Raw genomic sequence first — 25612 nt, 5'->3', positions numbered from 1 at the left:
CAAGAAACCAAGACGCAGAGCAAAAAACTCCAAGAGCAATTCATAACGTTTCCCCACGATTGAATAAGTTCAATACAGTGCATCAGACACCGTCGTTCTGCACTTAGTCACGTCATCAAAATTCATCACACGGTTGCTTCAATCCGAAACCTTATGCAGGTGATCATTCAGAGGCAATATTCTCGTCGCGACTCGGACGTTGAGCATTCAAAAAGGCAAGCACTCGACGAAGTGAATCCCCCTCAAAGAATCGCTTGCCGCCGTGGCCGGCACCCTCGTGCTGAATCAGCTCCACTTCGAGACCGAGGGCCTCGTACAACTCAACCATCCGTTCGCTTTGATCCAACAGCACCGTCTTGTCTGCTGTTCCGTGAAAGATCAATAGCGGTGGGTCGTCGGAGGACACGTGGGTCGCCGGGCTGGCCAGTCGCTCCATCGACTCGGCAACCTTCCCGTCTTTGCCGCCCAGCAACGCGTAGCTGCCGGAGAGATCAGTGTACGCTCGCTCGGGTTGAGTCTTCCCACGCAGAACAAAATCAGACGGGCCGAAATAATCGATGACGGCCTGCACGCGAGAGGACTGCTCGAGGTTTCCGCCCACTTCACCTTCCAACTCAGCCACATCGCCGGACGTGCCCAGCAACAACGCCAGGTGCCCGCCAGCGGAACTTCCCGCGACCGCGATCCAGTCCGCGTTGTAGCCATAGCGTTTCGAATTGGCTCGCAACCATCGAATCGCCGCTTTGCAATCGTGAACCTGAGCCGGGAAAATGGCCTCTTTCGAGAAGCGGTAACTCAGGCTGGCCAGTGCGTACCCGTTCTCGGTCACCTGCATCAGCTTCGGATTGCGTCGCGAACCATTCCGCCACCCACCGCCGTGAATCCAAACGACAAGCGGCGGAGCCTCTGACGTCGCCGGAACAAACAAGTCCAACTGAAGCGGGCGATCTCCCTCCTCGCCGGGAACCTCCGCATACACCAAGTCACGGAACACCGAGACACGATGCACCTCGTGGGAGTCTTTTTCCTCGGCAAAACCCGCCTTCTGCAACATCAGTGAACACACGACAATGAGCAACCATGAACTTTGAATGCGTTTCATTTTCGCGTTCCTGACGGAGATCGAGGTGGATGAGGCTCATTGCCGACATCAGCGGAAAATCATTCTACCCGCGTCCCGAGTTCACTTGGTGTTCCACCACCCGATCCATTTCGCCACTCGACAACGCACTCCAATCGCCCCTTCCAACCAACAGGCCCTTCGTTGAACGACACACAATACGAACCATGGTTGATTCGGCCCGACCTGGAATTCCTCAACCACGGGTCCTTCGGCGCCACACCGCGCTGCGTGCTCGAAAACCAACGGCATTGGCAAAACCTCTTGGAAGAAGACCCAATTGAGTTCCTAGCACCGGAAAGGTCGCTGCTGCCCAAACTCGACGTCGTTCGCCAAACGGTTGCCCAAGAGATTCACGCGACTCCCCATGACATCGCGTTTGTTCGCAATGCCACCGAAGGAGTCAACGCCGTCGTGCGTTCGTGGCCATTGCAATCCGGCGATGAGATCCTGGTGACCAACCATGGGTACAACGCCTGCATCAACGCGGTCAGCCAAGCCGCTGATTCCGCCGGCGCGTCGGTGGTCACCGCGAACATTCCGTTCCCCATTCGCCATCCCAAAGAAGTGGTGCAGGCGATCGAGCAAAGCATCACCCCCCAGACCGCCTGGATGTTGATCGATCATGTGACCAGCCCCACCGGGATCGTCCTGCCAGTTGCCGAGCTGATCGAACTGGCTCACTCCAACAACATTCGCGTGATGGTCGATGGGGCTCACGCCCCTGGAATGCTGCCGCTGAACCTCGACCAACTGCAACCCGACTACTACACCGCCAATCATCACAAGTGGTGGTGTGGTCCGAAGGTGTCTGGATTCCTCTCCGTCCAAGAAGACTTCCAAGACGAAGTGCTGCCTCCCATCATCAGCCACGGCGCGAACACGGAAGGCTACGGGCCAAGCCAATTCCAAAGCCAATTCAATTGGCCCGGAACCTTTGACCCGTCACCGTTGCTGGCCCTCCCCACCGCGATCGACTTTCTCGCAAGTTTGTATCCAACGGACGCCCCCAACCGGTTGGCGGGACTAATGAAACACAACCATGAACTGGTGGTGGCGGGCCGACGCGTGCTCTTGGAGAAACTCAACCTTGCCGAGCCAGCCCCTGAATCCATGCTTGGAAGTCTCGCGACGATTCCGATTCCAGCTTGGACGAATCACTCGCCCGCTCAAGTCCAAGCAGTCCGAAATTCTCTGCGAGCTGACCATCGCTTTGAACTGCCCGTGTTCCGGTTTGATGCAGCCAATGTCTGCCTGCGGATCTCGGCGCAAGCCTACAACACGCTGGAACAATACGAACGTCTCGCCGATGCGGTGGCCAAACTCTCGTAGAGGCCCGCTACCCGGCCAATCGTTGCTCGGATTGCGACGCGTCGGAGGTCGTGGGCATCGCCAGAATCGAAGGACCGTCCTGGTCGCTTCGTTCGATCTGCTTGGACTGACGCCGAGCCTTCACGCGACGAAGCACAAAGTGCATGCCGAGCGGGACACAAACTGCGATGAGGGTCGCCAACGACATCTTCAACAACGGCGACGCCGACGGCAGCCCATGCTTGACCGCGATGTGAACGAGCACCAGCACGGGATGATGCAACAAGTAGATCGCGAAAGAAGCCGTCGCCAATTGCTGAGTGATCGGGTCCAGTCGCTTCACCCATCGGCACGCCAATCCAATCAATGAAAACGCAACCCCCGTGGCACCCGCAACGGTCAACAATGCGAGGCACAACCAAGTCGAGGAACTGATCACAACCGGGAAAGCGGAGGCTTGCTCGGTGTCACTGACCGTTGGCTGTTCCAGCACCCAGATCCCAAGCATCGTGGCAGCGACGCAAACCATCGCACTGGGACACCAAGCTCGACCGGCGAACCGAGTCAGACCTTGCATGTCAGGATCAGCGTGTGCAATCAACACTCCCATCGCAAAGGCGCACCCGCTGTACAGCCACTTGGAAGGCACCGGCAAGAACGCGTGTTGGAATCCCCAAACGACTTCGGGACGAACACAAAGCACAGCCACACCCACCGCGATCACCAGCGGCATGCCGATCCGAAAAACACGCTTCGGATCCGTCTGTTGCAGCCACTTCCAGGCACCCGCCAAAACGGCGATGTAAAGAATCAGGTACTGCAAGAACCACAGATGAGACAGCCCCCAAAGGTGCTGGTCTTGCCCTTCGGAGAATTTCAACGATCGCATTTGACGGGGCGTGATCACACCATCCGCCAACCAGCCCAACAACCATGCGTAGAGGTCGACGGGGATCAAAAACACAACCGCCAAAACGAAGGGCCAACCCAATCGTCGTGTCCTGGATTTCAACGTCGCCAGTGGACCTCGCGAGGCCATGCTGCGTACAGCCAAGAACCCAGCCATCACCAAGAAGATCGGCATGATGACAATCTCGATCGCCCACATCAGCGCCGTGAGCCCCGAATGCGGGGTATCGGTGGTCGCCCAAGTCAGTCCTGGGACGTCCGGATTGGAATAAGGCACACAGGCATGCAGCACCACAACGCCAATGGCCGCCCACGCCCGCACGGCATCCAGGCCGAGCAGGTTGGTATTCTTGGGAGCCGATTCGGCAGAATCCGCTTGATTCAGACGAAGATGAGTCGCACGCATGTCCTTTCAATAACGAATTCTCGTTCGCGAACGCCAGACGAGTCAGCTCGAAACCCGCCCGTGCAACTTGCCGTGAAACTCAATCACCAACCAACGGCAGCCGAACTCAAGCGAACTGACGCAGGCACTCAAAACAAACTCCCTCCAATCCTCTTCAACAGGAACCCTCATGCCGGAGTTGCCGGAAGTCGAAACGATGTGCCGCGGGATCGCCCCAATCATCGGGCGCGAGATTGAGCGGGTTGAAGTTCCGCCGTGTCACTGCCGACCGATGACGATCGAACCCTCGATCGCCAGCATTCACCGACAACTGCGAGGCCGCCCGGTTCAGGCAATCGAGCGTCGCGGCAAACGAGTGATGCTGTGCTTCGACAATCGGTCGCGACTCGTCATCGAACCTCGGATGACAGGCCTGGTGCTGCTGGCCGACCCACCGGATCCAGACCACTTGCGACTGCGGATCCAGTTTCGCCCGCCATCGATTCCATCCGCGGACGCTCCCACGGAATTGCTGCTCTGGGACCGTCGCGGGCTGGGGACGATCCGCTGGATGAGCGAACAGGACTACCTTGAAAAAGTCGATTCGCGTCTGGGACCGGACGCCATGCGCATCACCGCAGAGGAATTGCGTCAGAACTTGGCGGCCTCACGTCGCCCCATCAAAGTGGCCTTGCTGGATCAATCCGCCGTCGCCGGGATTGGCAACCTGTACGCGGCCGAAATCCTGTTCTTAGCCGGCGTGGATCCCCGCACACGTTGCGACCGACTGACAAAACCACAGTGGGAACGCATCCATCCTGCAATCACGTTGGTGCTGCAAGACGCGATCAACCACGAAGGCAGCACGCTGAGCGACGGGACGTATCGCAATGCCCTGAACGACCCCGGCAACTATCAAAACATGCACCGGGTCTACGATCGCGAACACCTGGGGTGCCCGCGATGCGAGGGCGGGGTGATCCGGCGAATCGTCCAAGCTCAACGGGCAACGTTTTTTTGCCCGGGATGCCAACGCAAAAGCGGTCGGCACCCCAGCGTTTCCATGCCAGACAACTGTCGAGACTGACCTCCGTAAGTCATTTGAACCCGAAAACCCGCAAGCAGGCTGTCGGTTGGTCGGTTCGACTCTTCATGTGAGCCGTTTGGGCGTTGGCCCCGGTTCAGTGGCGTTGGAACTGAGGCGAATCCTAAGCGGCTCACGAAATGAACCGCCCGTGAGCCCTCTGGTCAGGCATCGATCAATTGTCGATGCAGGTTTCCAGGAACCGTGCCAAGCGATGGAAATCCGAGTTCTGCTCGATGAAGCGAACCTTGGTGACCAGCGTTTGCGGGTCAACCAATTCTTCAAACGGCACAAAGTGCAAATCAAATTGGCCGGAAACGGAAACCATCACGCCGTTGAGTTTCTCTTCCACGAGCGCTCGGTAGGCACCGACGCCGAGTTGCGATCCCAACATGACATCGTAAGCGTGTGGTGGTGCACAACGAGATTCGTATCCCATTTGCAATCCGTTCACCTTGCGAGTCCGACCGGTGCGTTCGTTGTAGCGAGCGGCCAACAAGCGGGACATCAGCGCTGAAAGGTTCACCAACGAGATGTTGATGTGACCGTGATCATCGCGAGTGACGCCTTCGAGATACTTCGCGGGTAGGTACTCCGCCATGCCTTCCGCGATCACGATCGTGCCGTATTGGCGGCCTTCCCGTTCGCGAGCCAGCATCATGTCGACCATCCGATCGATCACACGATCCATCGCCATGATCTTGCGAGTCTCGCCAGTCTCTTGATTGACGACTTCTTCTTCCGCCAGTGCTCCGATGATGTCTTCCACGCTGAGCACCATGCTGGCTTCACCGGCAATCGCGGCACCGTACGCCAGCCAACCGGCACTGCGGCCCATCGCTTCGCACAAGAAGTACGCACGACCAGCCGCCGCGTCGTAGTTCAAGTTACGGATTTCTTCGGCCAAGGTTTCCACGGCGGTGAAGAATCCAAACGTGAAATCAATGCCTGAGTAATCGTTGTCGATCGTTTTGGGCAGATGAACCACCGGGAAACGACGTGCCTCGCCGGGCAGGTTGTCTTGGAACATTTTGAGTTTGTTCGCGGTTTTCAGTGTGTCGTCGCCGCCGATCGAGATCAACGCGTCGACTTCCAACGAACACAGGCCTTCATACACGCGGCGAAGCGGCGCGACCAACTCGGGATCTTTCAGATGCTCGGGGCTGCTGACGTGTTTGCCGGGGTTGGTCCGAGCCGTTCCGATCATGATCCCACGGCTGCTGCGAGCGTGGGTCAGCGAATCGTGCGTGAACCGCATGTAATCGGTGCCTTCTTGCAACGGCCCCGCCGCGGTGTACTCCGCCAAACGGCTGTAACCGTGCTTGATGCCGAAGACCTGAGCACCTTCTTCCAGGAACGAAAACGCAGCGGTACTGATGACCGCGTTGGCGGCGGGAGCGGGTCCGCCAGCGAACAAGATCGCGACGCGTTTGATATCCAAATTGTGATGAGCGAGCTCAGCCACGATGACACTGCCTGGTGAAGAGGAATTTCCGAAGACAATCGCGTTGCGATCGAGAGCCCAGATTCTAAGCATCCACTCCGTTTCGCCAAGACGCCTGCCAATCCGACAGGTCGTGTGCCGATTTCAAGGTTCGTTTCGCCTGACGCTGATCATCACCTTCCCTTTTGGTGGCCTGACGAATCGGTGTGCATTTGGGAGGGATAGGAAAGCTTTGCCCCATCGCTTTGGTCGTGTCTCTGAAGGCGTGAAACAGACGCCCTGGGGGCTGTGACATTCTCCACCGGTGATCGCAGCGTTGGGCTGGAAACAGGTGGGATGGTGGGGATTGCGACGGCGCGCCTTCTTTCCCGGAGGGAATGCAGAGGGTAGCCGGCGGTCGAGCGAAGCGAACACCGCCGGGATGCCCCCCGATCACACGGTTGACCCCGAAGGGGTCGAAGACTTTGACGGCCGAGCTTTCTGCGACTCCCTTCGGGGCCGACGCCGCGATCTTTTGTCGCTGTCCGGTGGTTTTCGCTTTGCTCGACCACCGGCTACCGTCTGTGACCACTTCGTGGCCTCACTCGCGAACGCGAGCCCCTGTGAAACACGAGCAAAATGCGACCACCTTGATTGGACCGCTTACCACCGATTCGCCAGGCCTCCCTTTTGGGAGGGTCAACCGAAGCGAAGCGAGGGTTCAGCATCGGATCCCGCGGGTAACCCCAACCGGCCCGAAGCGATCCGTTCCCTGCTAGGCCGCGGCTCGTTTGCTCGTGTCGGAAGCGAGATTTTCAGCGTCCCGAAGCGTCTCTGTTGGAACGATCGCCTCGGCCTTCCCCCCCACTGAGTCCCCTGTTTCGCCAGCCGACGATTCCGAGGTCGGTGGAACGGGTCGATTCTTGCCGCGGCGCGAGCCAGCTTTCTTGCTGCACAGGCGCTCACAACGTGCTGCTTCTTCGGGATCCATGCGATGCTCCATGACTCGCAAGGATTCTGCCACCTTCTCTCTCAGGTCGTCGATGGACTGCCCAGGAGCCGGAAAGATCGGGTCGCCAAACAACGCGTCCACCCGAGTGAACGGCAACAGAATCTGCATTCGATCCCATGCTTTGGGCATGATCCAACGTCGCCGGGGAATCAGCACCACGGGGACGATCGGCACGTCGGCTTTGATCGCCACCATCGCAATCCCTTTTTGCACGACCCCACGAGGCCCGCGCGGCCCATCGACCGCGATCACGCTTGGATTGCCATCCTTCACGTGGCGGATCATCTTGGTCAGCGCCGTGGCGCCCCCCTTTTCTCCCACTCCGCTGCTGCCACGAATCGGCACACATCCGTTGCCTCGAAGCAACGGCATCAACAAATCCCCGTCACGGGAACGAGACACCATCGCCCCCACTTTGGGCGCGGACAATGACAAGGCAGCTAACTGATGAGCATGCAGAATCGCAAGCGCGTACTGCTTGCCGGTTCGCTGCACCAAGCGTTCACGTTGGTCATTGCGAACACGTATTCGAAACGTGAGTCGAAACAACCTGAACGTCACAGCGATGCCTGCTCCGATCACTGGATTCACGAGTGGTGGGACTTTCATCGAGGGAGTAGGAAAAAACAGACAACGACGTAGGACAACCAAAGGAAACGCCACCACGGAAGGACTTCCCTTCGATGGCAAACATTGCCGAAGCGATCACAGCGCTGGCAACTCAGTCAGCGAACTCGTTCCAGTTCACTTGTTTGTAAACGACTCGGTGGCCCATGGCCTGATCAATCTGACGCTGGGCAGCGTCATCAATGCCCTCGGACCAAGTCGATTCAATGTTCAGGTTTGCTTTCATGACCGGTTCGCCATCAGCGCCATTCCGGTCAATCGTCAAGTTTGTTTTCACGCCAATCAGCGATTGCTTCCACAGTTCATCGTTCAATCGCATCCGACCAAACGGTGGCAAACCGCGAGGGCGAGCGATGTTCAGACGGCAGGCCCAATCAACCAACTGAGCATTGGCAACTGCCATGGCAGGCGACGGAGGCACAACACCCTCCACTTCATAGCGAACACCCGGGTACGTCATCTGATAGCGATGGTTGCCGAGCGATCTCACCCTGGCATTCATCCCCAGTCGTTCCCGACGCTTTGGATCCGTGACCGTCGCGTCCGCACGAGCAGTCAACTGAGTCAACACGTCCATCGAAACGGAGCAACGCGTCTTGGTTTGCTGATCCAACAAAACAATCACTGACTGGTTCAGATCAAACACCGTCAGAAACCGAGGATCCGATTCCGACACGCTGTAGATCACACCGTCATGGAAGATGTTCTGGTGGACCGAGTTCGGATTTCGCTCACCCGCGAAATAGATCTTGGTGGTGAGGGTGAAGTTCGGCGAACCAGCCTGCTCGGACTTTTCACCGAGACGACTGGCCAAACGGAAATCCTGGGCCATGGCTTGTCCGCTGGTCAGCAGCATCCCAAGGACAGGCACCAGCAAACCGCCGAACACCCACGCGATCCCGCTGACCGAGGACTTCGATTTCCGCGCAAGCGGCAACCGAGGCCGAACGAAAGTCGGCAATTGACCAATACGGGCGGAAATAGAAAGCATCGCGGGACCCATCCAATTCATTTTGGGCATCGAATTCGTGCCTAGAACAGGGAATAGTCGACCGCAGCGGGGGGCGTCCAGACCGGTTTGTAATTCTTGACCTCCGCTTGTAACACCTACTGCCCAATCTTGCACTCACCCGAAACCCAAAACCGTCTCACAGAATGTAAACCACCACCACACAGAGACTTACGGAAAAGAATCTCGATTCACGGTCCCGTTTGGCATCCCCGTTGCATTACTCCCCCATCACAACCGCGGGTCGCAACGATCCGCTCTTCATAAACGACTCTCTTCTGGGGCAAAGGAAACTGCCATGTTGGTTCTCACTCGAAAAATCGACGAACAAATCGTGATCGGCGACAACATCAAGATCACCGTCATTAAAGTCCGGAACAACCAAGTCCGGCTTGGCATCTCGGCACCTCGCGACATTCGTGTCCTGCGAGGCGAACTGGAACCGAAAGAAAGCGAAGCCACCGAGACAACCGACACTCAACTGGTGGTCGACTTGGACCTGAACGACGAAGCCACCCAGGCACTGCTCAAAACGACCGAAGATATCGAAGCCACCTACCGCCCCGCCGCTGCAAAGAAACCAGCTCAGTCCCCCGCCTCGATCGCCAAGCGTCCGCAACCATCGGCCGTCGAACGGACGCCCCCCCCATCCTCACTGGCAGGAAAGGGTTCCTCCAACCGAGTTGGGCACATGTTGCCTTCGGAAAACACCGCGAACCGCATGACCGCTGCAATCGATGCAACCGACACGGTTTCACAAAAGTCCCCTGACTCAGAACTCCGTGTCTACAGTGGCAAGGTCAGTCGTCGGACAGGCGAAGGGTCGCTCAAACGCAGTCCTTTGGCCGGTTATTTCACCGCCCCCTGAAATCGAACCGGGGCAAACGCCCCCCATGCAGCCCGAAAGCAACACGTGTTCTTTTTTGCCTCATCGTCAAACGTGACCTAGGAAATGGAGTAATCCTCACGAAACACCCTGCTTCGGAATCGCACCATGATGCCCGCTGCTTCGATCCTGCTTGTCGACGACGACCATCACTTGGCAACCTCGCTGGGTGAATGGCTAGCCGATGAAGGTTTCGAAATCCATCTGGCTGGCACGCTCGAACACGCACGCCAACAACTCAAACAACACGCGTTCGAATTGGTGATCACCGACTTACGATTGGGCGGTGACGATGGAATGACGTTGGTGAAGGACATCAAACGCCACCACTGCGAAACTCCGGTTCTGGTGATGACCGGCTACGCGACTCCCAACACTGCGGTGGAAGCCGTCCGCGCTGGGGCAGTGGACTTGCTGACCAAACCGGTCATCGATGACGAATTGTTGCTCGCCATCGATCGCGCCATGAACCAACGCCAGATTGAGGCGGAGAACGAAACTCTGCGTCGACAACTCGATCAACGCAGTGGACTCGAAAACATCCTCAGCCATGACTACCGAATGATGAAAATCTTCGATGTCATCGACAGTGTCGCGGATGCCAAGGCATCGATTTTGATCACGGGCGAAAACGGCACGGGGAAAAGCATGATCGCCCGTGCCATTCACAACCGCTGCAACCGACGCAGTGGCCCCTTCATCGAAGTCGCTTGCGGTGCGTTGCCTGACACCTTGCTCGAAAGCGAATTGTTCGGTCACGTTGCGGGCGCCTACACCGGCGCCAACACCGACCGCCGAGGCAAGTTTGAACTCGCCGACGGCGGAACGTTGTTCCTCGACGAGATCGCAACGGCAACACCAGCCATGCAGGTCAAATTGCTTCGCGTTCTCCAAGAACTCCAGTTCGAACCACTCGGTGGCATGGAGACACGCAGCGTCGACACACGCGTCATCTTGGCAACCAACGAAAACCTGGATCAAGCCGTCGCTGATGGCTCGTTCCGTCAAGATTTGTACTACCGAATCAACGTCGTGAACATCGTCTTGCCGTCGCTTCGAGAGCGACCGGGCGACGTTCCTCTGCTGGTCGACCACTTCCTGCGCGAAGCCGCTGAAACTGCTGGCCGAGAGGTCGATGGTTTTGACCGCGAAGCGATGAAGACCCTGCAATCCTATGCTTGGCCCGGCAACGTTCGCCAACTTGAAAACGTGGTTGAGCGAGCCGTTTTGCTCGCCACCGATCGCGTCCTCACCAAGGATGACTTGCCACCCGACGTGCTCGGAACCTCCGCCAACCAACATGCCTCCATCGGCAGCGTCGGGCATTCGCCGGGTGTGACCGCGTCGAGCGGCCCCTCCTCCTTCAACCCAGCCATTCTCGATGGCTGCAGTCTGCGAGAAGCGCTTGAAGGTCCTGAGCGGGAGATCATTCTCCATTCGCTTCGACGCCACAACTGGAACCGAGCTGCCACCGCGGACGAGCTTGAAATCAATCGAACAACGCTCTACAAAAAAATGAAACGCCTGGGCCTCGACGACCCGCGTCTCCAATACGCCAACCATTGATCCCCCCATGCCCTCTGCCGCTCCAGTTGCACTCACGATCGCTGGCTCGGATCCGTCTGGCGGGGCGGGATTGCAAGCCGACTTGAAGACGTTCCACACGCTGGGCGTGTACGGTTGCAGCGTGGTGACACTGCTCACAGCACAGAACACGCTGGGAGTCCAAGGCATTCAGATGGTTCCCACTGATTTTGCCAGGACACAATGGGCCAGTGTCTCCAGCGATCTGCCTTTGGCTGCCATCAAAACAGGCGCACTGGGCAACGCCGAAATGATCGAGGCAGTCGCGGATTGCCTGGACTCCGCCTCCAGCCCTGTGGTCATCGATCCCGTGATGATCAGCAAACATGGTCATGCCATCATCGACGACGATGCGGTCGACAAGCTGATCGAAAGGCTGTTTCCGCTGGCGGATCTCGTGACCCCCAATTCCTTTGAGGCCGAACGCTTGGTGGGCCACACGGTCCGCAGCGAAGAGGACCTTGTCAACGTCGCCGCAAAACTGCTTGCATTGGGACCGCGCGCGGTCTTGGTCAAAGCTCACTTGAGCGACGAATCAGTCGACTGCTTGGCCGATGCCAGCGGTGTTCAATTGCTGCGTTCACCGCGACTGGAATCCAATCGCACCCACGGCAGCGGGTGCGTGTTGTCCGCAGCCATCACGGCACGCCTCGCTCAAGGCGAGGACTTGCACAACGCCGTGCAAACCGCTCGATCGTTTGTCCACAACGCGATTCGCAATGCCCCCCAACTCGGCGCAGGCATCTCGCCGCTGGGGCTCCTCACGCCGATCAACTGATCCCAGATCGGGCAAGGGGCGGGACGGATGCTTGCACCGTTCCTGGGACGTTGTCCCAGGCTACAGGCTGTTGATCGAGTGCATTTCGCGGATTGAGCGATCAGCCGACGGGCGCTAGCCTGGGCTGTTCAATCTTTGGGGTTGCAGTGTTTCTGGTGTGCGCAAGTTTCTGTCTCGCATCGACAAGTCACCTCTCCCTCAGCTTTGCTGGGGGAGAGCCCAGCGATAGCCCACAATTACCGAAGACGAACCGAACCCGATAGCGTGCACACCAACAGGGCGAGGCAGCAAGGAATGCTCATGCGTTTGAATCCGTTGAATGGAGTTTCATGACGCCCGCCGTTCCAATCACGACGAGCACCTGTCCAGCTAAAACGCCTGAGGTGCACCGGGTTGCGAGATCCCTGGCTGCCCAGGGTGCTCCCCTTTCATCATCAGGTACGTCGTGGCGAACATCACACCGATGAAGGGGGCAGCAAACAAGAGCCCAACCAACAACGCCAACGCACCGGCAATGAAAATCACAATGGTGGCAATCCCAAGGACCAATGAGGTCACCCAGTTCAATTTGCCAACCTCAAACGCCTTCGAAAAGGATTCAAACACGCCACACTGGCGATCGACAATGAAGTAGTAGTAGGGCCACAGCAGAAGCATGAAGATCAGACCAGGAAGGATCAACAACAGCATGCCAAACATCGCTCCCATCATGTACAGAATCGTGCCCCCCACCACCGCCAAAAACTTGTCCCCTCCACTGAACAGCGTGCCAAGTTCAGCAGGCTGAAAACGGGCGGTGGCCAAGCAAATTCGCGCCATCCCAATCCCAATGAAGGTGTTGACGCAACTTCCCAACAAGCTCACCACCAGCGACAACACCACGAACTCCATGCGATTGTTGTTGTCCGCAGCCGAATCCAAGATGGACGTGATGATGTTGAAAAGGAAGGAGACCGCACCAACCACCACAGTTGCCCCCACCAAGACGCCCACATTGCGTTTGAAGGCCTGCCACGTGTGCGAGAAAATCTCTCCGAAATCAGTCGCTGTCGGCTGATAACCACCCGCCGCGACGCTGGTGGAGGTGTGGGACGTCACCGGCGATGCGTAGGGATTGGACGGCGATGCGGCAGGCGGTTCGTTGAATTCCGATTTGAAAGCACCAAACGGATCATCGCTGGGTGTGGGAGCCGACGGTCCGGGAATGGGCTGGATGCTTTGACACGTGGGACAACGCGCCGACTTGCCTGCCGATTCGTCACCCACACGCAACACAGCGTTGCACGAAGAACAATTGAATTGAATCGCCATGAGATGCCTTCGATGCGGAGCATTTGCAGAAAGGGATTCCTGCAGTGTAACGATCTCCGCCCCCGCTGTGCGAAGGGACGCTCCCCCACTGCTATCTTTTCGCAGTCCAGTCCGGATTGCCGTATCGCTGCGTCACAATTTGTTCGGCAGCTTCCAGCTCCGTCGACTCCAGCGATCCGGACTGCCAATCGATTCCAAAGATCGTCTCCAAACGCCGCTTCAAACCGCGAATGAATGCTTCGAGGTTCAACTGCCGGCCAGCCAACTGCTGCATCCCCGGCAAGACATCCGCGTGACGCGAAACACTCCATAGCAAACTGCCGTGCTGCAGCAACGCGCCCTTGGTTCTGCGTTGTGCACTGCCAAGCACCTTGTAGCCACTGACGATCAAATCCTCGTCGGTGCGACGTTGGAAGCAGAGAAATGGCTCATCTCCTTTGCTCGCCTTCGCAGGCACTGCCGCATCGGCTTCCGATCGCGAAACCGCGCTCGTCCCCAAGGTTCGAAACGGTTTCGCGTCGACACCCAAGAGTTTGAGCTCGTCCGCGATCGCTTCGTGCACGTTGCGATACGTTGCTTCCCGAGCTCCGGTGTCCGACACGTTCATCGGCAAGGTCAACGACAGCGTCAGCTCAGCATGATGCAGAATGGCACCACCACCCGTGGACCGGCGAACCAGATCCACGTCGCCGTCCGCTCCCAGAGCGATGCCGGTTCGCTCCGCCCAAGCCTTTGCCTCGGCCAGCGGTTGAAAGTACCCGAGCGACAACGTCGGCCGTTTCCACCCGTAAAATCGCAGCGTCGGTGGTGCTCCCATGGCAACGCTGTTCAACAACGCTTCATCGATCGCCATGTTCGCAGCCGCATCGTGCTGCGCCAGCTCGATCAATCGCCCACGAACGGAGGGAACGCCACTCACGTCGCCGATTCGCCCGCCGCATCGGTCCATTTCAAAACCGGACGCCGAGCTGCCGTCACATCATCGGGACGACTGATTCGCGTCGAGTGGGGAGCATCATGAATCAACTCTTCGCCTTCTTCCGTGATCCGGAAGAGAGCCTCCACGAACGCATCCAGCGTTTGCTTGCTTTCCGTTTCAGTTGGCTCCACCATCACGGCTTCATCCACCACCAACGGGAAGTACACCGTGGGAGCGTGGAATCCGTAGTCCAAAATCCGCTTGGCGATGTCCATCGCGGACAGATGCTTTTCTTTTTTCAACCGGGAAGCCGAGGCAACGAACTCGTGCATGCAACGATTGCCATGCGGCACGTCGAGGAAATGCTTGACCTTGCTGAGCAAGTAGTTGGCACCAAGAACAGCGTCTTCGCTGACATGCCGCAAGCCATCCCCACCGTAAGTCCGCAGGTAGATGTACGCCCGCACCAACACGCCGGTGTTGCCAAAGAAGCTACGCACACGTCCGATCGAATCACCGGAAGGCGATGTCAGATGATAGGTGTAACGATCGTCGTCACTCGTCGCATTTTCGTTTTCGACGCGAGTCACGATCGGCCCCGGCAAATACTTGGCCAAGAAGTCACGAACGCAAATCGGGCCTGCACCAGGACCGCCACCGCCGTGAGGTCCGGAGAAAGTCTTGTGTGGGTTGTAATGCATCAAATCCGCGCCGAAGTCACCTGGCCGAGTGATGCCCAAGATCGCGTTCATGTTGGCACCGTCCAAGTAGATCAACGCTCCGGCATCGTGAACCAGTTGGTTGATCTCTTCGATCTGGCTATCAAACAATCCCAGCGTGTTCGGATTGGTCAGCATGAACACGGCGGTCTTGTCATCGAGCTTGGCTTTGAGATCTTCCAGGTCCACCAAACCATTCGCGTTGCTCTTGACCGTCTTGGTTTTGAAACCGGCCATCTGAGCGCTGGCGGGGTTGGTCCCGTGAGCCGAGTCGGCGGTCAAAACCACGCTTCGGTCGCTGCCCTGTTCACGGAAGTAAGCCGCCGCGACCAACAATGCCGCCAACTCACCATGCGCCCCTGCAGCAGGCTGCATCGACACGCCTGGCAAACCGCTGATCTCAGCGAACATGCCCTGCAGTTCGTACAACAACTCCAGCAACCCTTGCAGGCCCGACTCATGTTGCAGTGGGTGCACGTTCAGGAACCCTGGCAACGACGCGATGCGTTCGTTGCGTTTCGGGTTGTACTTCATCGTGCACGAACCCAACGGGTAAAAGTGCGTGTCGACGCTCATGTTCAGCGTCGACAAACAAACGAAGTGACGCACCACGTCGCCTTCGGCCAACTCGGGAAGCGGGGGAGGCGTTTCGGCGAGCGATTCTGCTGTGAACAAATCGTCCACATTCACCGAAGGCACGTCCAAATCACCAAGTCGGTGAGCTCGTCGTCCAGCACGGCTGAGTTCAAACAGAAGCTGAGTCGATTGTTGGTTTCGCATGGTTGCGTGAATAAAAGAGAGAACTTCGTAGAATCAAACCGTGGCCATCGAGGGAGCTTCGCAGAGCACATTGGCCCAACGATCAATCTCCACTCGCGAACGTTTTTCGGTCACCGCGACCAAGAAACACTGCTCGTATCGCGACGGCAAAGCAACCGCGGGCTCCGAGGCTTCCGAACCACCGACGCACATCGGCGTCATGTCGATCCCTGCCAACAAACCTTGTTCACGGGCATGAGCCAACAATCCAGCCACGTCCGCACCGAGATCTCGCACGACAAACTCTTTCAGCGAGGGACCTTCGCCGACCACTTCAAATCGTTCCGATTTCGCGATCACTTCTTTGGCATAAGCCGTTTTCGCGATGCAGTGATCCGCAGTCTCTTTCAAACCTTCTGGGCCGAGCAACGACAGGTGCACGGTCGCTCGCAAGGCCAACAGCGTTTGGTTGCTGCAAATGTTGCTGGTCGCTTTTTCGCGGCGAATGTGTTGCTCGCGAGTCTGCAGCGTCAACACCCAGCAGCGTTTCCCACGACGGTCAGTCGTTTGTCCCGCAATCCGGCCAGGCAAGCGACGCACCAACTCATCTCGGCACGCCATGATGCCCAGGTAAGGGCCGCCGTAGGCCAGCGGGTTGCCCAAGCTTTGTCCTTCGGCGATGGCAATGTCGACGCCCATGTCACCGGGACGCTTCAGTCGACCGAGGCTAACCGGATCGAACACTTGAATCGTCAGTGCCCCGGCTTCTTTGGCCGCGGCAGCGATCTCGGAAACCGATTCGAGTTGACCGACAAAGTTCGGATGCTGGATCAGCACGCAAGCGGTTTTGTCATCGATCGCATCGATCATGGGCTTGGAGTGCCCATTCTCATCCGACGGAACCACCACCAACTCAGCGTCGATGTTCTTGAGGTAAGCCACCAGGATGTCACGGTACTGTGGATGAACCACATCGGTCGTGATGACCTTGTTGCGGCCGCGTTGCATCGACAAAGCCATCAAGACCGCTTCCGTCGCAGCGGACCCACCGTCGTACAGACTGGCGTTGCTGACACCCAACCCAGTCAACTGCGTGACCAAGGTTTCGTACTCAAACATCACCTGCAAATTGCCTTGGCTGACTTCGGCTTGGTACGGCGTGTAAGAGGTGTAGTACTCCCCTCGCGACGCAATTTCATCCACGGCGGCAGGGATGAAGTGGTCGTACGCACCGCCACCCAAGAAGCACACGTGCGAATCAGCCGAAGCGTTGCGTGCTGCCAACCGCGTCATCTCGGCGGTCAGCGCCAACTCGTTGCATGCGGGCGGCAAATTCAAGGGACGTTTCAAACGAACCGCTTCGGGCACCTGATCGTTGATGATCTCATCGATGCTTTCAGCACCAATCGATTTCAACATTTCACGGCGGTCTTCGTCGGTGTGAAAGAGATAACTCATTCGATCAACCTGCTTCGGAGCACTGTTTTTGATAAGCGGCAAAGTCCATCAACGAATCAGGCAGATCCGCTGACAATTTCACTTTTAGAATCCATCCAAAGTCGAACGCGTCGTCGTTCAAGTTGTCCAAGTTGTCAGGCAGATCGGAGTGAACTGCGACGACTTCACCAGCCACCGGGCTGTACAGAGGGCTAACCGCTTTGACGGATTCGACTTCACCGAATTCTTCGCCAATTTCAAGTTCTCGTCCGACTTCGGGGAGGTCCATGTAGACCAAGTCGTTGAGTTGCTCGACGGCGAACGCTGAGATACCGATCGTTGCGAACTTGTCGCCGCCTTCTTCTTGGACGTCCACCCACTCATGGGTCTCGGCATAACGCAGGGTCGAAGGGTCTCGTGCCATCAGAGGCTCCTAACGAATCAATGAAAAATGAAAGGAAAAAGTGAATCAATGAATGATACGGCCAACGATTGCCAACGCTAGGTTGCCTTGGCATTCGTCAAACAACGCACCACGGAAATCAGGATGCAGCGACCGGACGTTTGTAAAACGGCAATTTGGTCGGCAACGCTTCGGTGGTCTTGCCACGAATGTCGATTTGGAAGCTCGCGTCTTTCGCGTGCTTGGCATCAATCGTCGCCATCGCGATCGGAACACCCAATGTGGGTGATGGACCACCGCTGGTGACTTTCCCGATCGTTTCGCCATCCGCTGTCAGCACGGCACAGCCTTCTCGGGCAGGACGTTTTCCAGTCGGCAGCAATCCAATTCGGCAACGCGTCCGGCCTTGATCGACAACGGCCTGCAAAGCTTGATCGCCGATGAAGTGCCGGTCTTTCAGGTTGCAACCAAACTTCAAACCAGCGGTGATCGGATCAATCGTTTCGTCCAGTTCATGCCCGTAGAGTGGCATCCCGGCTTCCATTCGCAGCGTGTCGCGAGCGCCCAAACCAGCGGGTTTGAAACCAGCTTCACGACCGGCGAGCAAGACGTTTTCCCAAACCCGTTGGGCTTCTTCCGCGCGGACGATCAATTCCAAACCGTCCTCACCGGTGTACCCGGTCCGACTGACGATGACAGGCTTTGCGAATTGGTCGGTGATGAACGCGCTGTAATTTTTTAGGCGAGAGGGATCGATCGTGAACAGTTTCTTGCAAACTTCGATCGCCATCGGTCCCTGAACCGCGATCATCGCGGTCAACTCCGTCCGATCCGACATCGTCACGGTGGGAAAGTCGGCCAGGTGAGGCTCGAACCACTTCAGGATCTTTTCCCGGTTGGATGCGTTGACAACCAACAGGTGAAAACGTCGTTCCGATGGGGTTTGCAAGAACGAAACCAACACATCGTCCAGCACGCCGCCTTCTGCGTTGCAGACCATGCCGTAGCGAACCTGGCCAGGCACCATGTCGGTCACTCGGCGAGTCAGCATGTGGTCGAGAAACTCAGCCGCATGATCACCGTCGAAACGCAGGCGGCCCATGTGCGACACATCAAACAGAGCGGCCGAATTTCGACACGCTTGGTGTTCCGCGACGATGCCCTCGTACTGAATCGGCATCGAGTAGCCGGCGAAGGGAACCATCTTGGCCCCCGCCTCGCGGTGCCACGCGTCCAACGGTGTTTGCAGACAGTCCGCTGGGGTGGAAGGATTTTCCACAGGATCGTTGGTGGATGAAGTTGTCATATAAAAACGCTCGACAACGCAGGCAAAAACGAACCTCATCGGGAGGGTCCCCTCTCAACTGGCACAACACCAGCCAGCCGGAACCCTGGACAAGGACGAAACACTCGGATGAAAAAGATCAATGTTGGTGCCGAGTGTAAACAACAAAAGCCGGACCTGGCACCCGCCCGGTCCGGCTTCAGTCATTTTTTGTAGATCGATCGCAGCCGAACTGCGACAAGATCACTCTGCTGGCTGCTGGACCGCCGCAAAGTCACCCGCGATGGCCATCACCAAGCCATCGAGATCCACGTATTTTTTCAGAGCGGCATTCACCGAGTCGACGGTGGCCGCCTGAATTTGCGCTTCGTGTTCGGCCACAAATGCCATCGTGCGATCGTTGAAGACCGATTTGACCAGCATGCTAGCCAGCTTCGAATCACCCGTTCGGCCAATCCGTTCGGCTTGCAAATAAGCCCCCTTGGCTTGCTCCAACTCCTCTTCGGTGACCCCCTCTTCCAGCAATCGATCGACCTCTTCACGAATCACGCGAAGCAATTTGTCTTTGTTGGCCGGGTTGGTGATCGCGTACAGCGTGAAGCTGACCTTCTCATCCACCGCAAAATTCGCGGCCGTCAATCCGCTGCGGACACCGTACGACAACCCTTCTTGCTGACGCACCCGATTGGCCAAACGGCTGCTCAGCGATCCGCCGCCCAAAATGAAGTTCCCCAGCACCAGCGACGCGTACTCAGGATCCGAATCTGCCAGCTTGTATTGCTGGCCGCTGTACAACAACGCGTTGGATTTGTCCGGCGTTTCGATCGTCACCATCGCACCCGGAATGTCAGGCTGCGCCGGCGTCACAATCCGCTCGAATGGCTGCTCGGTCTCCCAACCTTCCAAGATCGCTCGAAACTTCTCCAGCGTGGGCTCGACCTCGATGTTGCCAACGACGGCCAGCTCACCGGCTTGGTTGCCAAGGTACTCGTCATGCAACTGACGAATTTGCTCGATCGTCGTTCCTTCGTACATGGCAATCTCTTCGTCGATCGTCATGACATAGCGAATGTCATCCCTGCTGTACGGCGAAAGCATTTGCTGAACCCGGCGAGGTGCCAACGCATTGGGTTCGGTCTTGTTCTTTTCCAAACCGGTGACGACCTGACGTCGCATCACTTCCAGCTCCGATGGCTCCAGGCGAGGTGAACGGAAGATCTTGCCCAGCAACTCAATCACTTCCGGCAAAAACTCTTGCTTGGTTTGCACCTGAACCTGCAACACGCCCTTCAAACTGTAGATCTGAACTTCGGCACGCAACCGAGTCCACTCGTCCTGCAACTGTTGGTAGTCGAGGTTTTCGGTCCCGCGAGCCATCATCATGCCCAACAGTTCAACCGCCCCCAGTTTGTCCTTGAGCGATTCAGGCGTCCCGAACCGCAGGGTCATCAAAACCGAAACCGAATCACCGCGAGTCTTCTTGGGCAGGACGGCGTACTCAATCCCGCCAGCCAATTTCCCGCGTTGCACTCGCTCTTCAATCGCCTCCGGATCGGGATCAAAACGTTCTCCCGCAGCCACCGCAGCGCGGCCCTTGTAGTCCTTCAACAAGGCGACCAAATCAGGCGATTCGGGCACGCTGACGCGATCTGACTCGGCCGATGGAATGAACAATCCCACGGTGCGATTGTTCCGTTTCAGATAGCGACTGGCCACTTCGCGGACTTGATCAACCGTCAAAGCTTCCACCGCGTCGCGGTACAAGAAATACAAACGCCAATCGCCTTGGGCCGCCCAGTCACTGAGCGAGACTGCGATCTTGTCGGTGTTGGCCGACTCCAATTCGCGAGACTTCAACATCTGCTGCTTGGCACGTTCGACTTCCTCTTCCGTGATTGGATGGTCGGCCCAATCGTTTTCCATCAACTCAATCAACTTGGCACGGGCCTGCTCGATGGACTGCTCCGCCGGGACTTCCGCCATTGTCATCAACAAACCAGGCTCGCGAAAACCAAATGACATCGCGAACACGCTGCTGGCAATTTCCGTTTCAACCATTTCCTTGTACAAGCGACCGCTCGGTTCATCCCCCAAAACGTTCGTGAGCGCCTTCACCGCGGCATAATCCGGATGACTGCCGGCGGGGATGTGATACGCGGCGCCGACGACTTGCACGTCGCCAACTCGTCGCAACACAACCGTCCGCTCCCCGTCTTTGGGTGGCTCGACCGTGTAGGTTTCGTCGATCGGCGTGCTCGGAACCGGTAGGCTGCCAAACGCGTCATTGACCGATTTCAAGGCGTGATCGACATCGAAATTGCCCGCGATGATGACCATCACGTTGTCGGGGCGATAATACTTGCGATAGAACTGGCGCAGTTTGACAACCGGCACCCGTTCGATGTCACTGCGGTTGCCAATCGTCGATTTGCCATAGTTGTGCCAATCAAATGCGGCCGATTCGATTCGCTGCATCAGGACTCGCATGGGCGAGTTCTCTCCTCGCTCGAACTCGTTGCGAACCACGGTCATTTCGCTTTCGAGGTCCTCGCCTTTGATGTTGCTGTTGAGCAATCGGTCGGCTTCTAAATTCAAGGCGAATTCGAGATTGTCTTCGCTAGCCGGCAATGTTTCGTAGTAATTGGTACGGTCCATCCAAGTCGTGCCGTTGAACCGCGCCCCGCGATCCTGCAACGCCTTGGGAACCTCCGGATGCGTGGGAGTGCCCTTGAACAACATGTGCTCGAGCAAGTGCGCCATCCCGGCTTCGCCGTAGCCTTCGTGACGCGAGCCAACGAACACGGTCATGTTGACCGTCACGACCTCTTTGCTCTCATCGGGAAAGAGCAAAACCTTCACGCCGTTGGGCAGCGTGTACTCGCTGATCCCCTCGACTTCATGGAGTTTCGATGGCACGGACGAATCCTTTTTTGCCGTGTCTTCGGCAGAACTGAGGTTGGGAATCAAACAGAGAGCAGCGACCAAGCTACCCAGCCAAATGGCGGGCGCACTTCGACCGAAGCGGCACGGAACCGCCGCCACATCCAGGTGTGAAAGCATTGCGAAATTCATCCGATCGTCTCGTTGGAGTGATGTGTGAGCTGAGGGACGCCCGAATTGTAACGGCGAGGCGACGACTGTGTCCCCCCGGGGTCGCCGTGATCGACGCCAAACTTCACACTGTGCGCTCCCAACGCCATTCACGGACAGCCCCCATGAACGATTCGCAACCCACCCCCTCCGAGCAACCACCCAAGCGAGATTTGTATCCCAACGAACTCGCCGAGCAAAATCACAACCGCCAGCCCCGAGCAGACCTGCCATGGCACGTCGCGTTTGACCTCAATGAGGTCGAAGCGGGCCTCGCTGAACGCCTGGCCGCCGCGCCCGACACCGAATCCTTTGCTCGGGAAGCCTTGGTCGGTGATCGAATTCTCGCCGTGATTTTCCACGCCGGCCAGTGGTACGCGATGGACGGCATCTGCACCCACCAAGGCGGCCCGCTCGCGGAAGGTCATGTGGCGGACGGCTGCGTGACCTGCCCCTGGCATGGATGGCAATACGAACTGGAGACCGGAACCCAAACGACCAGCCGCCAACCGCTGCAAGCGGTGTTTCCGATCCGACAAAACGGGACGGCAATCGAAGTCCAACTGCCGTGACGCACAATCGCGTTGCAGCCTCCTATCGTTGCCAGAGAATCAGCGGCAGCTCCAGCGGCACCGCGACACCTTCGTGCTGGGGCAGAATCCGGGCGGTGTAGTCGTTCGCGGGTCGGGTGCTCGGCACCGACAACTCGTAAACAAGATGACTCGCTTGGTCGTCGACCTGACGGTTCATCAACAACCGTTCCGGCTCGCCGTCTTGAATCGCATCGGCGAACATCTCCACTCGGATGCACCCAGCTTCCAAACCGCCGGGATCCACCTGCACCACAAAATGATGCTCGCTCTCGCTCGATGTGACCGCGACATCCACAAACCGAATCGAAGACCATCTCTCCATCAACGCATGCTTCCAATTCACCAGATTGGTGCCTGCCACGCCGCCAAGCTTGGTTCGTGACTGAATGCGATTCGCGGCTGGAATGTAAATCTTCTCGGTGTACTCGCAGACCGTTCGCACGGCTGAAAACCGCGGCGTCAGACGTGCCATGCTTTCCCGCATTCTCGCCAGCCAACGCGAAGGGATCCCCAGTTCGTTGCGGTCGTAGTACTCCGGCACAACCTCGTTTTCGAGCAGCTCATAAAGCTGGTTGGCCTCGATCGCATCCCACTGCGGATCGTCCCCATGCTCTTTCCCATCGCCAATCGCCCAACCCACATCAGGTGAATACGCTTCGGCCCACCAGCCATCCAGCTCAGACAGATTCAGGCCCCCATTCACCAACACTTTCATTCCGCTGGTGCCGCTCGCTTCCCAAGGCCGACGCGGCGTGTTCAGCCACACATCGACCCCGCGCACCAAATGCTGCGTCAGCAACATGTCATAGTCGCTGATGAAAATCACGTGCGGACGTACTTCGGCGCGACGGATGAACTGAATCCACTGACGAATCAGATCCTGTCCCGCCTGATCAGCTGGGTGAGCTTTGCCGGCGATGATCAACTGCACGGGACGTTCCGAATTCGACAACAATCTCAACAGGCGATCGGGTTCATGCAGCAACAAATTCGGGCGTTTGTAAGTTGCGAACCGGCGCGCAAAACCGAGCGTCAAGGCAGCGGGGTCAAACAGGTGACGGGCCGCTTCGATGTCCTCTGGCGATGCTCCCGAGCCGGCCAGTTGCCGCGACAATCGGGACCTGGCGTAGTCCACCAATGCGTGAGTCGATGCCAGCCGAAATCCCCACAATTGCTCATCGGTTACCGCCCGCATGTCTTGCTCGAGCGTGTCCGTTGTGCCCCGCCATCGACACTGGCCACAGGCCTTCGTCCACAGGGCATCCGCGGGCGCAGAATCCCAAGTCGGCACGTGCACCCCATTGGTCACATGCGTGATTGGCACTTCCTCTTCGGGCCAATGCGGGAACAAAGGCTCAAACAACTGACGACTGACTTCACCATGCAAGCGGCTGACCCCGTTCACGGCACCGCTGCCGCGCACCGCCAGGTACGCCATGTTGAAAGGTTCCGAATCATCGTCGGCATCGAGGCGTCCCAATGCGAGCAGCTCGCGGACGCCGATGCCCAATTGCTCACGAGCATAACGACCAAGATACTGTTCGATCCGACGCGGATCAAAACGATCGAACCCGGCAGCCACCGCCGTGTGGGTCGTGAACAGATTCCCGGCTCGAGTGATCGCCAGGGACGCATCAAACGCCTGCCCCGACTCGTCCATGAAATCGCGAGCCCGTTCCAAGACAGCAAAAGCGGCATGCCCTTCGTTGAGGTGACAAACATCCGGTGCGACCCCCACCGCTTTCAACAGTCGCCATCCGCCGATGCCCAAGACCATCTCTTGCATCAACCGCAGTTCCGGCCCGCCACCATACAACTCACTGGTGATGCTGCGGTACACCGGCAGATTGGCAGGATCGTTGCTATCGAGCAGGTACAGCTTGACTCGTCCGACATTCGCTTTCCAAGCGCGCAACCAAACGGAGTGACCGGGCAAACTGATCTTCAGCCGCAACCATTCGCCATCGTCGGTTCGCAGCGGAGACACGGGAAGCTGCCCCGGATCGTTGTAGGGATACAAAGCTTGCTGGGCGCCGTCCGCATCGATGGCTTGGCGAAAGTAGCCTTGCTGATACAGCAGCCCAATGCCGGTCGCAGGAACGCCCAAATCACTGGCCGCTTTGAGCTGGTCACCCGCAACGTTGCCCAGCCCTCCCGAATAGATCGGCAGTGCCTCGCTAAGCATGTATTCCATGCTGAAGTAAGCCACGCTTTTCAACGCCGACTCGGCATGGAATTGCTGGAACCAACCGGGGGCTTCCGCCGCGTCGCGGCGGACTTTCACCAACTGGTTGACTCGTTCGCGAAACTCGGGATTCGAAAGCTGCTTTTCAATCCGTTCATGAGAAGCCGCTTGCAGCACCACCCAGGGATTCTGAGTCGCTTCCCAAAGCTCCGCGTCGAGCGTCCGCCAAATTTCATCGGTCGCATGGTTCCAGGTTGAACGCAGGTCGAGCGAGAGCTCTGCCAACAGGTCAAACCCATCGATGTCCGTTGGCAACTGGTCATGCAAAGAAGGCATGTTCATCCATCTTCTCGTTGAGTTTGTGCTCGCTATTTCCCCGGGCGATCCAGCCCGCCACTTTGCTCACTTTCCGAAGGAGCAACGGAGGATCTCAACGCAACTCCAATGCCGTGAGGTCAGACCATCCACCGAACAACAGAGAGACAACATCCTTTTTCCCCAACAGAACCAACCAGTGCGATCGCATTCGCACAACCTGGACGTGTTCGCACACTCTTGGTCATTCGAATGGAGCAAACAGGCAACTCCGGCAAAACCTCGCCACCGGAATGAGGACAAGGCTTTGACAGGCAAGTCTCATCCCACCCGGCACCAACACATCACAGCGGAGACTTTCCGACGGATGGCACCGAGCCGAACCACCAGCCACCTACCCACTGCGATCTCCGGCACTCTGGCACGGGGATCGCAAACATGCAGTGGACCGTCTGTCCAGACACGCTG

At 57.7% G+C, this 25612-nt stretch carries 19 protein-coding genes; 6 read left to right on the top strand and 13 right to left on the bottom strand.

Annotation, left to right across the window (positions count from 1 at the left end; translation table 11 throughout):
* Positions 1–163: 163 nt before the first annotated feature.
* Positions 164–1102: an alpha/beta hydrolase gene (locus tag RISK_RS10455; RefSeq protein WP_047814242.1), complete on the bottom strand. Its 939-nt coding sequence runs from the start codon at positions 1100–1102 to the stop codon at positions 164–166.
* A gap of 162 nt (positions 1103–1264) precedes the next feature.
* Between RISK_RS10455 and RISK_RS10450 the strand changes: the two genes are divergently transcribed.
* Positions 1265–2452 (top strand): aminotransferase class V-fold PLP-dependent enzyme, encoded by a 1188-nt coding sequence (locus tag RISK_RS10450; protein WP_047814241.1) that lies wholly within the window; start codon positions 1265–1267, stop codon positions 2450–2452.
* A 7-nt stretch (positions 2453–2459) separates the two neighbouring features.
* On the opposite strand, the gene RISK_RS10445 is transcribed toward RISK_RS10450, so the two are convergent.
* A complete protein-coding gene (locus tag RISK_RS10445) occupies positions 2460–3746 on the bottom strand; it encodes an acyltransferase family protein (RefSeq protein WP_047814240.1) in 1287 nt (428 codons plus the stop codon).
* Positions 3747–3915: 169 nt separating this feature from the next.
* Between RISK_RS10445 and mutM the strand changes: the two genes are divergently transcribed.
* Positions 3916–4812 (top strand): bifunctional DNA-formamidopyrimidine glycosylase/DNA-(apurinic or apyrimidinic site) lyase, encoded by an 897-nt coding sequence (mutM, locus tag RISK_RS10440; RefSeq protein WP_047814239.1) that lies wholly within the window; start codon positions 3916–3918, stop codon positions 4810–4812.
* A 172-nt stretch (positions 4813–4984) separates the two neighbouring features.
* Here mutM and RISK_RS10435 read toward each other — a convergent pair whose 3' ends face one another.
* The 3 genes from RISK_RS10435 to RISK_RS10420 all read right to left on the bottom strand — a co-directional run bounded on the left by RISK_RS10435 (position 4985) and on the right by RISK_RS10420 (position 8892).
* On the bottom strand, positions 4985–6274 hold the full coding sequence (locus tag RISK_RS10435) for a 6-phosphofructokinase (protein WP_173442646.1): 1290 nt from the start codon (positions 6272–6274) through the stop codon (positions 4985–4987).
* Between the two features lie 733 nt (positions 6275–7007).
* The gene (locus RISK_RS10425) at positions 7008–7853 is read right to left on the bottom strand and encodes a lysophospholipid acyltransferase family protein (RefSeq protein WP_236696195.1); all 846 of its coding nucleotides are present in this window, start codon (positions 7851–7853) and stop codon (positions 7008–7010) included.
* 112 nt (positions 7854–7965) lie between these two features.
* Complete coding sequence (locus RISK_RS10420) at positions 7966–8892, bottom strand: hypothetical protein (RefSeq protein ID WP_047814236.1); 927 nt, start codon at positions 8890–8892, stop codon at positions 7966–7968.
* 286 nt (positions 8893–9178) lie between these two features.
* Between RISK_RS10420 and RISK_RS10415 the strand changes: the two genes are divergently transcribed.
* From RISK_RS10415 to thiD, 3 genes are all read left to right on the top strand, one after another.
* Entirely contained in the window at positions 9179–9748 is a 570-nt protein-coding gene (locus RISK_RS10415; protein WP_047814235.1) for a carbon storage regulator, read from the top strand.
* 126 nt (positions 9749–9874) lie between these two features.
* On the top strand, positions 9875–11332 hold the full coding sequence (locus RISK_RS10410; protein ID WP_047814234.1) for a sigma-54-dependent transcriptional regulator: 1458 nt from the start codon (positions 9875–9877) through the stop codon (positions 11330–11332).
* 7 nt (positions 11333–11339) lie between these two features.
* Positions 11340–12128, top strand: coding sequence for a bifunctional hydroxymethylpyrimidine kinase/phosphomethylpyrimidine kinase (thiD, locus tag RISK_RS10405; protein ID WP_047814233.1), 789 nt, complete (start codon positions 11340–11342; stop codon positions 12126–12128).
* A 369-nt stretch (positions 12129–12497) separates the two neighbouring features.
* Here the strand turns inward: thiD and RISK_RS10400 are convergent, their stop codons facing one another.
* From RISK_RS10400 to RISK_RS10370, 7 genes are all read right to left on the bottom strand, one after another.
* Complete coding sequence (locus RISK_RS10400; protein WP_083434897.1) at positions 12498–13439, bottom strand: hypothetical protein; 942 nt, start codon at positions 13437–13439, stop codon at positions 12498–12500.
* Positions 13440–13530: 91 nt separating this feature from the next.
* Complete coding sequence (locus RISK_RS10395; protein WP_047814282.1) at positions 13531–14358, bottom strand: lipoate--protein ligase family protein; 828 nt, start codon at positions 14356–14358, stop codon at positions 13531–13533.
* The gene (gene gcvPB / locus RISK_RS10390; protein ID WP_047814232.1) at positions 14355–15857 is read right to left on the bottom strand and encodes an aminomethyl-transferring glycine dehydrogenase subunit GcvPB; all 1503 of its coding nucleotides are present in this window, start codon (positions 15855–15857) and stop codon (positions 14355–14357) included. The genes RISK_RS10395 and gcvPB overlap by 4 nt, the downstream gene beginning before the upstream one ends.
* Before the next feature lie 33 nt (positions 15858–15890).
* Positions 15891–17294 carry an aminomethyl-transferring glycine dehydrogenase subunit GcvPA gene (gcvPA, locus tag RISK_RS10385; protein ID WP_047814231.1) on the bottom strand — a complete coding sequence of 468 codons (1404 nt, stop codon included), beginning with the start codon at positions 17292–17294 and terminating at the stop codon, positions 15891–15893.
* A 4-nt stretch (positions 17295–17298) separates the two neighbouring features.
* Positions 17299–17697, bottom strand: a complete 399-nt coding sequence (gene gcvH, locus RISK_RS10380) for a glycine cleavage system protein GcvH (protein WP_047814230.1) — start codon at positions 17695–17697, stop codon at positions 17299–17301.
* Between the two features lie 118 nt (positions 17698–17815).
* Complete coding sequence (gene gcvT, locus RISK_RS10375; protein WP_047814229.1) at positions 17816–18982, bottom strand: glycine cleavage system aminomethyltransferase GcvT; 1167 nt, start codon at positions 18980–18982, stop codon at positions 17816–17818.
* 222 nt (positions 18983–19204) lie between these two features.
* Positions 19205–22033 (bottom strand): M16 family metallopeptidase, encoded by a 2829-nt coding sequence (locus RISK_RS10370; RefSeq protein WP_047814228.1) that lies wholly within the window; start codon positions 22031–22033, stop codon positions 19205–19207.
* Positions 22034–22176: 143 nt separating this feature from the next.
* Here RISK_RS10370 and RISK_RS10365 point away from each other — a divergent pair, with 143 nt between their 5' ends.
* A complete protein-coding gene (locus tag RISK_RS10365) occupies positions 22177–22623 on the top strand; it encodes a Rieske (2Fe-2S) protein (RefSeq protein ID WP_047814227.1) in 447 nt (148 codons plus the stop codon).
* 22 nt (positions 22624–22645) lie between these two features.
* Here RISK_RS10365 and glgP read toward each other — a convergent pair whose 3' ends face one another.
* The gene (gene glgP / locus RISK_RS10360) at positions 22646–25171 is read right to left on the bottom strand and encodes an alpha-glucan family phosphorylase (RefSeq protein WP_047814226.1); all 2526 of its coding nucleotides are present in this window, start codon (positions 25169–25171) and stop codon (positions 22646–22648) included.
* Between the last annotated feature and the right edge of the window lie 441 nt (positions 25172–25612).

The sequence above is a fragment of the Rhodopirellula islandica genome, from assembly GCF_001027925.1.
GTDB classification, from domain to species: Bacteria; Planctomycetota; Planctomycetia; order Pirellulales; family Pirellulaceae; genus Rhodopirellula; species Rhodopirellula islandica.
The sequence above is the reverse complement of the archived record's forward strand: the minus strand, read 5'-3'. Positions and strand labels throughout refer to the sequence as shown.